9 protein-coding genes are annotated in these 15,440 nt (G+C 47.7%); 6 read left to right on the forward strand and 3 right to left on the reverse strand.

Annotated elements, in window-relative coordinates; genetic code table 11:
• Positions 1 to 241 precede the first annotated feature (241 nt).
• The 3 genes from Pan241w_RS14285 to rpmA all read left to right on the forward strand — a co-directional run bounded on the left by Pan241w_RS14285 (position 242) and on the right by rpmA (position 3,439).
• Positions 242 to 1,702: a serine/threonine protein kinase gene (locus Pan241w_RS14285; RefSeq protein ID WP_198000524.1), complete on the forward strand. Its 1,461-nt coding sequence runs from the start codon at positions 242 to 244 to the stop codon at positions 1,700 to 1,702.
• Positions 1,703 to 2,191: 489 nt separating this feature from the next.
• Positions 2,192 to 3,028, forward strand: a complete 837-nt coding sequence (locus Pan241w_RS14290; protein WP_145216885.1) for a hypothetical protein — start codon at positions 2,192 to 2,194, stop codon at positions 3,026 to 3,028.
• A gap of 159 nt (positions 3,029 to 3,187) precedes the next feature.
• Positions 3,188 to 3,439, forward strand: coding sequence for a 50S ribosomal protein L27 (gene rpmA, locus Pan241w_RS14295; protein ID WP_144985837.1), 252 nt, complete (start codon positions 3,188 to 3,190; stop codon positions 3,437 to 3,439).
• A gap of 60 nt (positions 3,440 to 3,499) precedes the next feature.
• Here the strand turns inward: rpmA and Pan241w_RS14300 are convergent, their stop codons facing one another.
• Positions 3,500 to 4,720, reverse strand: coding sequence for a S1C family serine protease (locus Pan241w_RS14300; RefSeq protein WP_232107456.1), 1,221 nt, complete (start codon positions 4,718 to 4,720; stop codon positions 3,500 to 3,502).
• 350 nt (positions 4,721 to 5,070) lie between these two features.
• On the opposite strand from Pan241w_RS14300, the gene Pan241w_RS14305 reads away from it, so the two are divergent.
• Entirely contained in the window at positions 5,071 to 6,483 is a 1,413-nt protein-coding gene (locus tag Pan241w_RS14305) for a 6-phosphofructokinase (protein ID WP_145216888.1), read from the forward strand.
• Here the strand turns inward: Pan241w_RS14305 and Pan241w_RS14310 are convergent.
• Positions 6,480 to 8,396, reverse strand: a complete 1,917-nt coding sequence (locus Pan241w_RS14310; protein WP_145216891.1) for a hypothetical protein — start codon at positions 8,394 to 8,396, stop codon at positions 6,480 to 6,482. The genes Pan241w_RS14305 and Pan241w_RS14310 overlap by 4 nt on opposite strands.
• Positions 8,397 to 8,784: 388 nt before the next feature.
• Between Pan241w_RS14310 and Pan241w_RS14315 the strand changes: the two genes are divergently transcribed.
• Positions 8,785 to 12,504 carry a family 10 glycosylhydrolase gene (locus tag Pan241w_RS14315; protein ID WP_145216893.1) on the forward strand — a complete coding sequence of 1,240 codons (3,720 nt, stop codon included), beginning with the start codon at positions 8,785 to 8,787 and terminating at the stop codon, positions 12,502 to 12,504.
• A gap of 165 nt (positions 12,505 to 12,669) precedes the next feature.
• Positions 12,670 to 14,403: an alpha-keto acid decarboxylase family protein gene (locus Pan241w_RS14320; RefSeq protein ID WP_145216896.1), complete on the forward strand. Its 1,734-nt coding sequence runs from the start codon at positions 12,670 to 12,672 to the stop codon at positions 14,401 to 14,403.
• A gap of 413 nt (positions 14,404 to 14,816) precedes the next feature.
• On the opposite strand, the gene Pan241w_RS14325 is transcribed toward Pan241w_RS14320, so the two are convergent.
• On the reverse strand, positions 14,817 to 15,050 hold the full coding sequence (locus Pan241w_RS14325) for a hypothetical protein (RefSeq protein WP_145216898.1): 234 nt from the start codon (positions 15,048 to 15,050) through the stop codon (positions 14,817 to 14,819).
• Positions 15,051 to 15,440 lie beyond the last annotated feature (390 nt).

Below are 15,440 nucleotides of genomic sequence, written 5' to 3' on the forward strand. Positions count from 1 at the left end.
TTCAGTCTATGTCTTTATAGTCGCATTTCAGAAGTGCGAATTCGAGTTTTTTTCAGGAAAAATGAGATTCGTTGCGAATATTGGGTAATTCAGGACGAATGAGACAGTGCAGCAATCCCTTCTTGAGAAAACTCGTTGTCGCTTTTACCTCAAAACCGGGTATGATATTTACAGGGCCAAATCAATGAACGAGTCATTTACTACAGATGCTATCTGTTCTGTCGAGCAAGTATCAGAAGAAATGTTACCAGATCAAGATCTCGAAGCTGACACAGCCGATCACAACTGCCAGCTGCAGTATTGCGCCAATTGCAATTCGACCTTCTTTCAAGAAGCGGGAGTCGAGAGCTGTCCTGTGTGTGGTGCTAAAGTAGATGGAGTATCGGTTTCCGATTTAGAGGAAACCATCGTGACTCACGATCTGGCGGGACGGAATTCCGAGCAACTGCCAGATGAGAACGATCTGGATGATCCAATTTCCGGTACTGACTTGCATGTCTATCAATGCCAGTCGCTGATTGGTCGTGGTGGTATGGGAATGGTGTATCTGGCGACACACCATGATCTGGGAAGACGCTGTGCTCTGAAAATTCTCAAGCCAAGGCTGGCCGAACGTGATCCGGATTACGTCAGACGTTTTTTGCATGAAGGCCGTGCCGTCGCGACTTTGAACCATCCGAATATTGTCACAGCTCATGCGATTGGGGAAGAACGAGGTTATCGTTTTCTGGAAATGGAGTTGATTGCCGGTCGTGCGTTAGGTCGCGTGGTTCGCGAAGATGGGCCTTTGAGCCCGCTGCACGCGACATCGTTGATTGCACAGGTGGCGTCTGGTCTGGGAACGGCACATGCCAAGGGAATTATCCATCAGGATTTGAAACTGGAAAATATCCTGCTGACAAGTTCCGGCGTTCCCAAGATTGCTGATTTTGGACTCGCGAAGCGGATCACGGCAGACGACTGCGATTCATCACAACAGTATCTGGCTGGTACCCCTAATTTTATGGCTCCCGAGTTATTTCAGGGGAGCCCTGCTACCGCGACATCCGATGTGTACTCGCTGGGAGTCTGCTTTTTTGTCTTGTTGACCGGGCAACTTCCTCATCGTGGACAGAATTTTAATTCTCTGATTCAGAATGTCACTTCTCAGCCTGCACCAAGCGTGCGCGATTTCTGCTCTGAGATTCCCCTGGAAATATCAGAATGTGTTTCGTTGATGTTGGACAAGAGTCCTGCCAATCGATTTCAAAATGGTTTCATGGCGGCACTCTATCTGAACGCGGTACTGGGGCAGGCACAGAATATTGAGGCAATGCTGCATGAGGCATTTGGCAACAATAAGAGTGTCTCCTGGATCAGAGACGGGGCACAATACATTTTGGAAGTCAGACAAGCTGCGAAAAGAAAACAGACGGTTTTTATTGAACCAAGTGATCATCAGATGCATGAGCGGCTCCTGTTGATTTACAGCACCTGTTGCAATGCGCAACCAGAATACTACGAAGAAGCACTCAGGTTAAATGCAGAAATCTCACACGGCGGGATTTCCATTCGTGAAGTCAACGGCGAATCCAAGTTCGTCATGATTGATACCTTCCCCCGCTCTTCGGTCGATGCGGAAGATATCCGCAAGAGTGTGATGGCGGTGGCACAGCACGCCGATGAAATTGAACATCAACTGACTGGGCATGACCTGAATTAAGCCAGATGCATCGGGAATGGTGTGCCGCGTATCGGCCGTTTATACCAGTTATGCCGCTTATCCCTTTTTTCTCCGGCTCGATCAATGGGGCGTTGATTCGTCCTTTCGTTTTCTTCGGACTTCCGTCAGCTCCAGAAGGGCAAGAAATGGCCTGATAGGTGGCTCGAACCACAGTTCTAGCCTGATTTTGCCGATGAATTCACTGAGATCATAAATCAAGATCTTGACCACCCATTCAAACCACTGATATAGTCAATATTGGCGAATCAGACTTGATTGCGCTGCAGCAAGAACAGGAGTGTCTGTTCTTGTGTGCATGTTCAGGTTTTGGTGATCCGTATCTTGGCTGGAAGCCAAATTGTTTCCACTCTCTCTGAATTTCTCTTTGATTCGGCAATCTTTTGCAGGAATCTCGATCAGAGAGTCGATATACTGAGACTTTCAAAAACAATACACACTATTGAATCGTCAGCAGCCCTGGGGTAATTCATGCGTTTTTCTTTGCGACAATCTGTTCTGGCAGCCCTGTTTTGTGGTTGTCTGGTTCTCACTTCTGTCGGCAACCAGAGCTTTGCTCAACAACGGACTTTGACTCGTGGTTTCACGATTAAAGCCGACATCGCGGCCACTGGTGAAGAACGTGCCGCTCAGAAATCATTGTGGGTGCTGGATGCGACCTTCAAACCGATGCGAATGGTCCGCATGGATTTGACTAACCCCAAGACCGGTAAAAAAGAAAAAACGCTGGTCTGGTATATTGTTTACAAGTGTGTGCTGAGGTCGATTGAACGTCCGAGCGATAAAGATGAATTTACTCCTGAAAATGACGAAGTTCCCCCGCCAGGACCAGCACTGTTTGTTCCCGAAATTACCCTGATCACAAACGACAACGGCCAGGAGAAAATCTACCCTAACCAGATTCTGCCGGAAGCCGAAGCTATTATCAACAAGCGGGAACGACGAGAATTTAAGAACGCAGTCGACATTATTGGAGAATTACCCCCTGTCACTCCTGCCGACTCAAAAGAGGAACAGGCCATCTATGGTGTTTGTGCCTGGACGGGCGTGGACCCCAGCACTGATTATTTCACACTCCTGTTCTCAGGGCTCTCCAATGGTTACAAAATTGTGGATGGTCCCGATGGTAAGAAGCAGATCCGGCGAAAAATACTTGTGCAACAGTATTGGCGGCCCGGCGATGAATTCGGTCAACAGGAACGGGAATTCCGCCCTAAAGACAACCCTTATTGGGCTTACCTGTCTAATGACCCAGAAATGGCTGCTAAAGAGCTGAAACTCGATAATTCCACAACGTCAGCCCCCTGAATCTCCGGTTTCTTACTGGAAAATAGCGGGAAGTTGTCTGGAAAACGGATTATCTCTTGCAACTTCAGGCCCAATTCGCCAAGATACGGCCTCAAATAACATCTTTTTATTGAATTCGCCCCTTTAGCGGGCATCTTTTGCTACCTGAGGATAAAAGCAATGGCTCATAAGAAAGGACAAGGGTCCAGCCGTAACGGACGCGATTCAGAAGCACAACGCCGCGGAATTAAAAAATTCGGTGGGGAAAGCGTCCTGGCAGGAAACATTATTGCCCGTCAATGTGGTACAAAATGGCATCCCGGAAAAAATGTTGGTATGGGCCGAGACTATACCATCTTTTCTCTGGTTGAAGGCAAAGTTTATTTCGACAAAGAAGGTCGACGTATCAACGTTGAGCCTGCCTTGAACTAAACGGGTTCCGCTACGAGACACATTAAAGGTTTCCTGAAGTCTGCTTCAGGAAACCTTTTTTTATTGGCGATTTGTATGGCTGGCCGTCAATTTCACGGAGATTTTCGTCGGCGTTTGCTCTTTCCCTCTTAAAACGGTCACAAGTACCGTGTCGCCCGGTTTTTTGCTTTCGATGTAGTCCAGAAAGTCGGCCGCCGTTTTAATTTCGTTCCCGTCGACAGCAACGATTAAGTCGGCTGCGCCACGGTCAACGCGTTCAATCACAATCAGCCCTCTTCTCTGTCTCTCAATTTTTGGCCCTCGTAAGCCGGCCTTTTCAGCGGGGCCTCCTGGAGTCAATTTGGCAACGAGTAAGCCCTGCTCCGTTTCGTAGACACGTTGAATGCCGATTTCCGGATGGATCATATGACCGTGTGTAAGAAGTTGAGGAACAACCCGTGCGACCAGGTTTGAGGGAATCGCAAATCCGACGCCCGAGCTCTGTCCCGTGCTGCTGGCAATCGCTGTATTAATGCCGATTAATTGGCCATGAGAGTTGAGTAAGGGGCCGCCCGAATTTCCGGGATTAACCGCGGCATCGATTTGAATGATTGATTTGATTGTGCGATTCCCGCGCAACTTTAGTGACCGGTTCAGACTGGAAATAATGCCGCAAGTCATAGTGCGTTCCAGACCAAATGGGTTACCAATGGCAAAGACCCGCTGCCCGACTTTGAGCCGACTGGAATCCGCCATCGTAACCGGATGCAGGATTTGCGGTTCTTCTTCAATCTTGATCACAGCAATATCATTAATGGCATCGGCACCAACGAATGTCGCCGAGTAGGACTTGCCGTTGAATAATGTGACGTTGACCTGCTGGGCATTTTCAATCACATGGTAATTCGTCAAAATATGTCCTGACTTATCGATGATGGCGCCAGAGCCTGCTCCTTCCGTGTCATATTCCAGTAAGAAAAATCCATCGGTTTTCGTGCTTTTTGTCGTGATGTGAACCACGCTCTTATTTAATTTCTCGTAGACGCTGACATTGATTTCTTCTTCAGGTGACAGGCCGCGCTCATTGAAAAAGTTTTGCTGAGTTGCCTGCCCGGATTTTTTCGTGGTGGGCTTTGATAAAGTGGGATTCAGCGGTGTAGGAGGGATAATCCGCGGGCCCGTTGGTTTCATGGGGACTTGCGCTTCAGAAGAGGTAATCCAGAGCGAAGATGGTGATTCAATCGAAGCGACAAGCAAGCCGCCTAATACTGCAGAGAAAAAACAACCGATAACATATTTCATGTTATACCTCACATGACACGGAACTCAAAGAAACTGGGTAAAACAAGAAGTCAAGGTGTTTCGTGGGGAGCACTATTTGAGAAATGATTTCATGCAATTTCTCAAATAACACATGAATTCTGGATAGAACTAGATCATAATTCGATACCAGACTCCCAGAGTCGCTTCTGACTTTGTTATCTTAATCAGATAGCCGAAGTGACAGCAATCATTATCACTAATCTGCCTGAAGGGTAAATAGGAAATCAGGCTACGAGAAGTAAAAGCAAGGCTGCCCTGCAGAATACGGACACATTGAAAACAACGACGTTTTCTCTCACCAACCCGAAGTTCAGCATGAAAGGATCAATATGCGTCGGATTGCCCTCTTAACAGCAGGTGGAGATACACCGGCTCTCAATGCAACTCTGTTTGGAGCTGTGGAACGAGCCAATGAACTTCGGATTGAAGTGATCGGGATCATCAAAGGTTTTGGTGGCTTGCTCGACCCCAATGTCCCCCATCTTCGGCTCAACCCCCTGTATTCAACCATTCCCGAACTCGATCCACGTTGTGGCGGAACGATTCTCGGTTCTTCGCGGACCTACATTGATGATTCGCATGCGGGGGAACTGCAACTTGTCAAGAAACGCCTTGATCAATTAGGCATTGAAGGTTTGATCTGTATTGGCGGCGATGGCACGCTGAATGGGATGCAGCCGATTTCTCAATTCATGCCCTGTGTCCTGGCTCCGAAAACCATTGATAACGATCTGGGTTTGAATTATCTGGACGAACCCAATGAATGGGTGCGCGAGGTCGATTCTGAAAGTAAAAAAGAAAAATTCCGGAAGATGCCCAGCAAACAGGATCTGGATCTGGAAGACATCGTTAATTATGCCACTCCCGGATACGCTACGGCAGTCTATGTCTGTGTTCAGGGAGTTCAGCGAATCCGTACCACGGCAGAAAGTCATCGTCGGATTGCGATTGTGGAGGTGATGGGAAGAGAGTCAGGCTATCTTGCACTGGGGGCGGCATATGGACAGCCCGATATTATTCTGATTCCGGAAGTCCCCCTGGATTACGAACGATTTGAACGCCGTGTACGAGATCTCTATGATGCGCAGAAAAATGTTGTGATTGTAATCGGTGAGGGATTGCGCGATCAGGATGGAAAACGTTTAGGAGATATTTCCAAGAGCGTGGACCCGGCCGGGAATGTGATCTTCAGCGGTGCGGCGGAGGTGCTGCAGAACATGCTCGTTGAATCAATGGGCGATCATTATTTTGTGTCACGCAAGCGGCATGAACAGGCAGCCGCGGCAACATTCACACGAAAAATTGGTCATACGCAACGAGGCGGTCGGCCGATCCGGTTTGACCGATATTACGCAGCGCAGTTAGGTGGAAAGGCCATCGATCTGCTCGTCCAGCGCCAAAACAACTATGTGGCTATCCTGCAATGGAATGAGCAACAGGGGTTCCATGTCAGTTCGATTAATGGAAATGCATTACGCGATTCCTGGCGCGGAATTCATCCGCGATTGCTACATCCCTCATTTTATGACGAGCATCGATACCAGCCTTCGAAGCTTGGCATCAACTATCTTTCAAAAATTTTCACGAATGCAGTTGGTTCTGATGACCTGGAAATCTTACGGGAAGACCTGTTTGACACAGGACATTTAAAGTCCCGATATCAAAGTGTGAATGTGGAAATTCACAAACATATTCGATACCTGAGGTCGGATAACGAAGAGGGCCCGATTGATCCTTTTTAAGGTTCCTGTTGGGGCAATTCAAAAGCAGCAGGCTCAATCACTGGGGCTGCTGGGTTCTCCTCTTCAACCTCGTTGGAGATCGTAAAGGCTGCCTGGACTGTACTCTGCTTGAGCGTTCCGGGCGAAGCCGCCATTGCTAATCGCAGCTCTTTTTTAGCTGAGACATATTTGGACGCAACCTTATCGGAATGAACCATGATGTCATCGATGACATACTGATCATATTGTTTTTTCAGGATAACGGTGGCACCCCGGCGATCTGTCCCCAGCTGAATTCGTGCATACCCTTCGTTATCGTTCCGTTCCAGACTGGTTAGTTCTGAAATCAGCAATTCAGGGATCGCGAAACTGGTTTGAGGAACCTGATCCACCTGACGCCAGACCAGCTCATTAAAATCACGAGAGGAATGTCGTTGCAGGTGACGGATGTTTTGTTCGTGCATACTGTAGGCATAATTTTGGACCTGTACCATCAACTCCAGTGTCTCTTTGACTGAAGCAGGTCTGCCTTTGAGGTCAACGAATACATCGTCAACTAAGAGTTTGCCCAAATGTTCCCGCAGGATATAGGTTACGGGAAGGTTCCCCTGTCTCGCTGAGACTTTCGTGACGGATCCATTAAATTTGATGTTCAAGATCGAAAAGCCGGGCTTTGTGAGTTCCTGCACTGGTAACTGTGAAACCAGTTTAGGCTCTATTTTTTTCCAGACACGTGTGGAAAAGTCCGGTGTAGAGCTGAAATCGAGAATCGTGAGATCCCGATTTGAGAGAGCTTCGCTGAATAGCTGTGCAATAGCACGCGAAGAGAACAGGGAAGTCAGTGTGATTTGTTGATTACCTTGATCCTGGAACAGTGTGACTTCTTCGACGAGATATTTTTCAGGAACATCTATTTCATCGGATTCGATTTTAATTACAGACAGGTTGACCATTTTTCCCTGAATGTGTGTGACGAAATTCGCAAGGTTTCCTTCAATATTCAGTTCATAGTCGGCTGCAGCATCAAATGTTTGAGGCAATGGCGCAATTGTCAGGTCTCCAAAATCCAGACTGCCGCGGTAGAACTGGCTGGCGGTATATTTTTTGAGTTCCTTTTTATCGTTCTGGTTGTAAGCATCGAGAAAGTTGCTGATGGTTAAGAGCATCTTGGCCTGTTTGTGGGCTGAGTTCACATGCTTCCCGTCAGCCTTTGATTCGACAGCAACATCGGTAGCTTTCCATTTCCCCTCTTTCAGTTTCATGGAAATGATCATCTGGCCTGAGCGACGAGGCAGCGTGACAATGGCGATATCTTTGTCTAACTGGGCATCGGGTTTTTGTTTTTTCGACTTGCGTGATTCACCGGCGACTTTCTTTGAGAGCTTTGCCAGAAAGCTCGGATGCAGTTGTTCCAGGGTTTCTTTGAAATTCCCATCGGTTGTCGCCAGGATATCGTCTCGGTTTCCGGTATCCCAGGCGTCTACGAATTCACGCACGGTTAACAGCAGATCCATCTGCTCGGTGACCGATTTCATGACGTTCAAATTTTTCTGTTTTTGATTGATGTAAAGGTCATCAACCACCCACTCACCCGTTTTGGTCACTTTTTTCAGGTCGTATAACAGTTTCTTTTTGTTTTTCCCGACTTCGACGACCACTTTTTTATGGTTCTCGGAAACATCTTTGATTTCGACGACGGTGGTCTCTCCTGTTGGAATCTTGAGGATTTTCAAATCATCCAGTGAAGAAGGGTCTCTGAGAGCCACTTTTGAAAATTTCATCGTGCTGTGGTGTTTCAGCATTTTGAGATCGTCATTTTCGATTGCTTTGGCAAACTGTTCGATGGCTTGTGTTTCTACGAGAGAAGCACAACCAGTCATCAGCGTGAGGAGTACAATGCCGCTTACCAGAGAGAAACCGTTTTTTAACATCATGATCAGTCCAGGTAGGTCTTGGATTTGAGAGGAATGAGGATTGGTTGCTTCAAAAGGTCGTTCCCAGGCAGATCAGAGTCATTAACCTTGGGTTGAACGATTGAAACATCTGCAACTACTTTTTTGAGAGTGAAAAGTAAGCTGCCAGAGAGAGGATGCGTTTTTTTGCATTTTTTGGGAATTACGTCAAGAGTGTTCTTGGGAAATCAGGCTCAATTTTGAGTAACTCCTGATAAAAATAATTGCTCTTGGCGGATTTTTAAAAATAACTATACTTTCGAGCCACACCTCAAAGCTCATTTCGCAACGCCTGTTTTGGCATCCTCTCATTCAGCTTTGCTTCGATCTTAAATACCTGATTTCTCTGGTATGGAATAGCGGGATTTCTGTGAAACATATTCTAATACTGACCTGGGTCGTGTTTTTATGCTGCATGCAGGCTCCTGTTTTTGTCTGGGCGGACGTAAACGCACCTGTATCCGTGAAATTGCGAGTGGAATGGGGAGAGCGAACTCCCCGGCATTGGACTGCCCGATTTGATCTGGCCGACGGTGAATTTGACTCTGTGAATTCTCTGGGTGTCGATGCCGATGAAGCAGAAGTTGTCTCACTCGTTGATCAGAAAGTTGTCTATCAGCCACGAACCAGCCGGGTTTTTAACAGTCTTGAATTTCAAATACGTGGTAATCTTACAACTGTGCTGCAAGTTGTGATGCAGGCTCGGAATGATCCTAAAGTTGTGTTCAAGCATCAGTTTTCGCTGCAGGATATTCTCAAGCAAAAAGAGATTCTACCCATTCCTCAAACCGGAGCTCAGCTGGTCGTACAGCAGGCCCCCGGTGATGCCTTTGCATTGAAGATCGATCGCCCTCATCTGGTGTTTGAGCCGGACGAACCGATTCAGGTTCAGGCGTTTCCCAAGTATTTGATGAATTCAGCGGAAGCCGTTTCCTCAGAGTTGCAGTGGTCTCTCTCCCGGTCTCGTACTCGCGAACTGGTCGCGTCAGGTTCAAAACCCGTTTCACCACAGGACCGGAATGAACTTTTGAGACAAGGAGTTCCTCTGTCGCTACAGGCACCGGGGGAAGGAGTTTATGACCTGGCTGTGAAAATGGGGCCAGGGCATCAGGCGGTAGCGCAATTGATTGTGATTTCCAGTCAAACCAAACGGTTTTCTCAAAGCACCTTACAGCAAGCCGAACAGTTGCTTGTCGATGAAATTGAGCTTCAGGGAGAACAGGATCAACATGCGCTTGTCGTGCGAAGGCCTCGACAACGAATTCGGAATTCTTTGAAGTCGCTGTTCAAATCAGGGACGCAGGCGGGGAATTCAGATCGTGGTTCCCCTCCCTGGTCAGCCTACCATTTGAAACTCCAGCATCGAGGCCGGCCACACCGACTGGTGATCAGTTATCCGCGTCGTCCACAAGGTCACGTTGGGTTTAGTATTCTCGAGCCAGATGCATCAGGCCAGTTAGTGCCCGTTGGCGTGGACTCGGGTGTTTATCAATCCGCGACGCTTTTAGCGTCAGCATCCGCTGCGCAGTCCGTAGATTTGCAAACGGAAGTTTTGTTTTGGCCGAAGATCGAGAACCCGATACTCTTGTTTCACAGTCTGGGAACAGAGAACCCCGCCGAAGTGACTCGGGTGCAAGTTTACGAATTACCAGTACCGGACCAAAGCGTTGAAGTCGTAGCAGATTCAGGCTTGGAAAAGAAACGGCTGGTAGGGCCCTATTTACAAAAACCGCTACTGCCGGAAATATTTGGTGCTTCGCAAGTCCTGGATCATAACAGCAATCGCAGTCTGGATGATTGGCAAACGTTTTATGAAGCCGGCAATCGCCTGGCCTTTTATTTAAAGTATCATCATTTTAACAGTGTCTTATTAGCAGTGTCTGCTGATGGAAGTGCGATCTATCCTTCAAAGTACCTGGCGCCGACCCCCCGTTACGATTCCGGTGTGTATCATTCCTCAGGGCAGGATATTCAGCAAAAAGATGTACTGGAAATGCTGTTTCAGATTTTTGATCGTGAGCAACTGACTTTGATGCCGGAATTGCAGTTTTCTTCGATTCTAACCGGGTTGGAACAGACGATTCAGGGAGGATCAGAGCAGGCCGTCGGGATTGAACTGGTCAGTCAGAAAGGACAAACCTGGCGGCACGCAAAAGGAGCTCCCCGCGGGCAAGCCCCATATTACAATCCATTGCACCCCCGCGTTCAGGATGAAATAGCCGCGATTTTCAGTGAATTGGTGGCTCGTTACAGTCAACATGCAGCCTTTCAAGGTGTGGCTGTTCAATTAAGTTTGAATGGTTATCTCCAGTTGCCCGGCTTGAGTTGGGGGTATGACGATTTTACAGTGTCTCTGTTTGAAGAAGAGACCGGCGTCAAAGTTCCTGCCGCTTCCGGAGCACAAAAATATGAAAAACGATATCAATTTTTGACCACGACTGCATTTCCGCAGTGGACGCAATGGCGCTGCCAGAAAATTAAAACGTTGCATCAACGGTTGGCGGGAATCCTTTCAAAAGCGCGTCCTGATGCCCAGATCGTATTTGCTGCCAGAGAGTTGGTACCCACACATAGTAAAGCGGGTGATGTGATTTCTGCATTGAAAGCAGGAGCACAGTTACGGCCTGTGTTGATGGAGATGGGGCTCGATTTTTCCAGCTATGACCAAATCAGCAATGGAGTTGTCTTGCGGCCGGAGCAATTTCATTCAGATCAGCAAAAAACATCGACCGCCCATATACTCAATACACATCCTACCGTTGCTGATGCGTTTAAAACACGCGTGAATGGAACTTTGTTTTATCATCATCCGGTAGAAGTTCGGGTTTCTGAATTTGACCGTCTTTCCCCGTGGCAACCAGCGTTTACCTGGCTTGTGGCCCAGGCAACCCCCGCAGGCAGAACAAACCGCATGCGATATTTGCATTCGATCGCACAGCAGGATCCATATATTCTATTCGATGGTGGCTGGACCATTCCCTTCGGTCAGGAACAGACAACTCAGTCAATACGTACCCAGTTGCAGAAATTACCGGCGAGACCTTTTCAAACGATTCAAGCATCAAAGCAGCCTATCGTCGCCCGCTTATCGAGAGGAAAAGACAAAACCTTTTATTATCTGGTGAATGATTTTCCCTATGCCTGCCAGGTGACGGTTGAATTGAATGTGCCTTCGGGAAAGCCTGTGATTTCTCTGGCAAATGGAGAAAAAATCAAAACGAGAACGTCGCAGTCCGGAGGTGTCAACTATTCTGTGGAGTTAGATGCCTTTGATTTTCAGGCATTCGAAATTCAGGATTCACAAGTTCAAATCATTTCGGTTGATTCAAAAGTAGAGAGTCAGAATTTAGTAGATCTGCAGGCGATGATTGATCAAAAGAAACGGAGTTTGATCAATCTGCATCAGGCGATGAATGATGCCACTGCTGTTGTCCTGCAAGCTGATTTTGAAGGGCAACAATCCCGCGACTATATTCTCGCAGGTTGGGAGTCCAAGGACCAGAAGCTCCCTTCCTGGAATCTGGACCGTTCTCAGTCTCATTCCGGAAAGGCCTCTTTGCTGTTAGACCGCGCAGCGGGAAATAATTCGCTCAAGACAAATGTGATTCCATTACAGGATTGCCGTTATCTGAATATGAGTGTCTGGATGAAAACTAATACGAAAGGCATGCAGGTTCGGATTGCATTAGAAGCGGAGCAGAATGGAAAACTCAAAGTTCAGTCGGCAATCATCTCTGTCGATCAGCAATGGCGAAAATATCTGTTTCGTGTGAAGGATATCCCATCCCAGCAGGTTACCAATGCGCATATTCTGATTGAAAAACTCGGGGCGGAAAAATTGTGGATTGATGACGTCGATCTGCAGATCCATCAAATCTCTCCCGAAGACGACAGGCAGTTAACCAAGCTTGTGTCCACACTTTCGTTTGCCTGGGATTCTCAGCGTTATCTGGACTGTTATCGCTTGCTCAACAGTTACTGGGGGCAATTCGACAGCGAGCCAGCGTCGACTCAACCTGTTCCAGGTCAGGATGCTGAGCCTGTCAAACATGCGGAGCGTCGCGGTCTGCGTAAGCTGATCCGTCGCTAGTTCTGGAAATGGCTCAGGAATTGTGCTGTTGTTCGGCTGTATCATCTTGTAAATCAATGATTTACGAAAAACGCCCTTAATCAATGCCTGAATAATGTTATAATGACTATATGAAGTCATATACAGTATTTACGTTGATTTTCATTCTGCAAGGAAGGGGTTGATATGGCGGCTCGAAAAACAATTTCCAAGGCAAAATCAGGTACTGCGAAGTCGCGGACAGCGGCAAAAAAAACGACCAAACGTGCTTCTACCAAAGGGAATGGTAAAGTCCATACGATCGGGAGTTATCTGATTCAGCGTTTGCAGGATTACGGTATCAACGAGATGTTCGGCATCCCGGGGGATTTTGTTCTGCAGTTTTACGGGATGCTGGAAGAGAGCCCGATTAAGGTCGTTGGAACAACCCGCGAAGACAATGCCGGCTATGCTGCCGACGGTTATGCACGCGTCAATGGGTTGGGAGCCGTTTGCGTGACCTACTGTGTTGGTGGGTTGAGTTTGTGTAACTCCATCGCAGGTGCCTATGCCGAAAAGTCGCCCGTTGTGGTCATTAGTGGTGCTCCGGGTATGGAAGAACGGGAAACCGATCCCCTACTCCATCATCGCGTGAAAGATTTTCATACGCAACGGGACGTCTTTGAAAAAATCACCGTGGCAACCGCCTTGCTTGATGACCCGCTGACTGCGTTTCAGGAAATAGATCGCTGTCTGGAAGCCTGTGTCAGGTATAAGCGACCTGTTTATCTGGAACTGCCTCGTGATTGTGTGCACAAGAAAGCCATCATTCCACATGTACCCGATGATCGGCAGCCAACCAGCGATGAAAACGCATTGCGTGAGTCACTGGCGGAAGCGAAGAAGTTGATCCAGGCAAGTAAGAAGCCGGTAGTCATTGCAGGAGTTGAAGTGCACCGCTTTGGCTTGCGGGAAGAGGTGTTGAAGTTTGTAGAGAAAAACAAGATCCCCATGTGCGCAACGATCTTGGGTAAGTCGGTCGTGAGTGAGTCACATCCGCTTTACCTGGGAGTTTATGAAGGGGCGATGGGACGGAATGAAGTCCAACGTTATGTCGAAGACAGCGATTGTGTGATTCTGCTGGGGACATTTATGACGGATATTAACCTGGGTATTTACACGGCTCACCTGGATCCCGGTAAGTGCATTTATGCGACCAGTGAAAAGCTGCGGATCAGTTACCATCACTTCCACGATGTCGTATTCTCTGACTTTGTCCAAGAGTTGGGCAAGCAGAAAATGAAGGTGGTCGTGCGTAAAATCCCGGACAATGTGCGTCCTCAGCCAGTTGAGTTTCAGGTGAAACCTTCCCAGCCGATTACCACAAAGCATTTGTTTGAGAGTATCAATCAGATTCTGGGGAATCACACGGTTGTGGTCACTGATGTGGGGGATTGTCTATTTGGCGCCGTGGATTTGATGATTAGTACGCATACGAAGTTTCTGAGTCCCGCCTATTATACGTCAATGGGTTTTGCCATACCGGCTTCGATCGGGGCACAGGTAGCCAATCCGAATCTGCGACCGATTGTCCTTGTCGGCGATGGGGCGTTTCAGATGACCTGTCTTGAGCTCTCGACAGCACTCAAGCTGGGCTATAACCCGATAGTCATTGTCCTGAACAATAAAGGCTACACCACAGAACGTTTTCTGCAGGAAGGTCCGTTTAACGATATCCCGGACTGGAAATATCATAACATTACCGATCTGATTGGTGGCGGCTGGGGCTTTGAAGTCAGCACGGAAGGTGATCTGGAGAAGGCGATCAAAGCTGCTTTGGCGAATAAAGACAGTTTAAGCGTGATTAACGTGCATCTGAAGCCAACGGATGTGAGCCCGGCACTGACCCGTCTGGCAGATAAGATGTCGAAGCAGCTCTAGGTAGTGTTTATTTAATAGTATTGAGCGTGATTTTGCGGTCGACAGAGTGAGCTATGTAAGATCAAACCGTAGCCGATGGTGTGATATTGCCTTTGTTTCTTGGACTATGACCGCAAAAAAAGACACTAGCCGCAGGGCATTAGCCCCGGTTGGACGTCTTGGGTAGCCACCGTTCGAATTAATAAACGCTACCTAGGGGATTCCGGTTGTTGCTGATACGTAAAAAAGCCGGGCGAGAGTCCCGTTCTCTGTGCCCGGCTAATTTCCTTTCGCATGCAGTTCATGTAATTCCAGCGCATGAAACTGCAATTGAGAACGCGAAAGGAGTCCCCCCTGTTTTATTTGAGGGCAAGCAGAAGTGAACAGGCACACTATAATCAGGCGTGCCTGTTCGAATTTGGTGCATCGAGGATTTATTGATCCTCTTGAAGCTTACGCTCCAGTTTGTATTGTTCCAGAACTTCGCGTTGGTTGTAGAGTTGTTCTTCTGGGCCTGCGGGATAGAACTGAACGTCATCATTGAGGTAATAAGCGGAAGGCAACGTCTGGCCGCCGATACTGGATTGGCAACCGGTGCTGGTTAATCCGATTAATGCTAAACCCAGAACTCCTAAACTTGACCAATTTTTAAACTGGCGAATTACCATGATTTTCCTCGGAATTGAAAAGTTGTCGAAAGGCACCTGTTGGGGAGACGCGTGTAAACAGGGTAAGACAGGAGCCGGGAACACCTTGGGAACAGTCTGTCCTTTTACTGAATCCGGTGACTTGTTCGGGAAGTCACACGCAAGGTCACACATGAGTACAATGTGTGTACTTGGTTTATCGACACATAAAACCGGAATCTTCGGTATATTCTTCCTAATCGGACAATATTTTGTATAAAGAAAGTCCGCAGGGCATAGATATGGCAGGATGGGAAAATATGAACACTGCCGGAAACGATAGAGAGGCGGCAATGTTAACTTAGGGGGAATTCACCGTTAGCTAAGGTCGAGTAGAGCGTTTCTGCTCCCGCCGGTATTTTAACATTTCCT

This window comes from Gimesia alba (assembly GCF_007744675.1).
Taxonomy (GTDB): domain Bacteria; phylum Planctomycetota; class Planctomycetia; order Planctomycetales; family Planctomycetaceae; genus Gimesia; species Gimesia alba.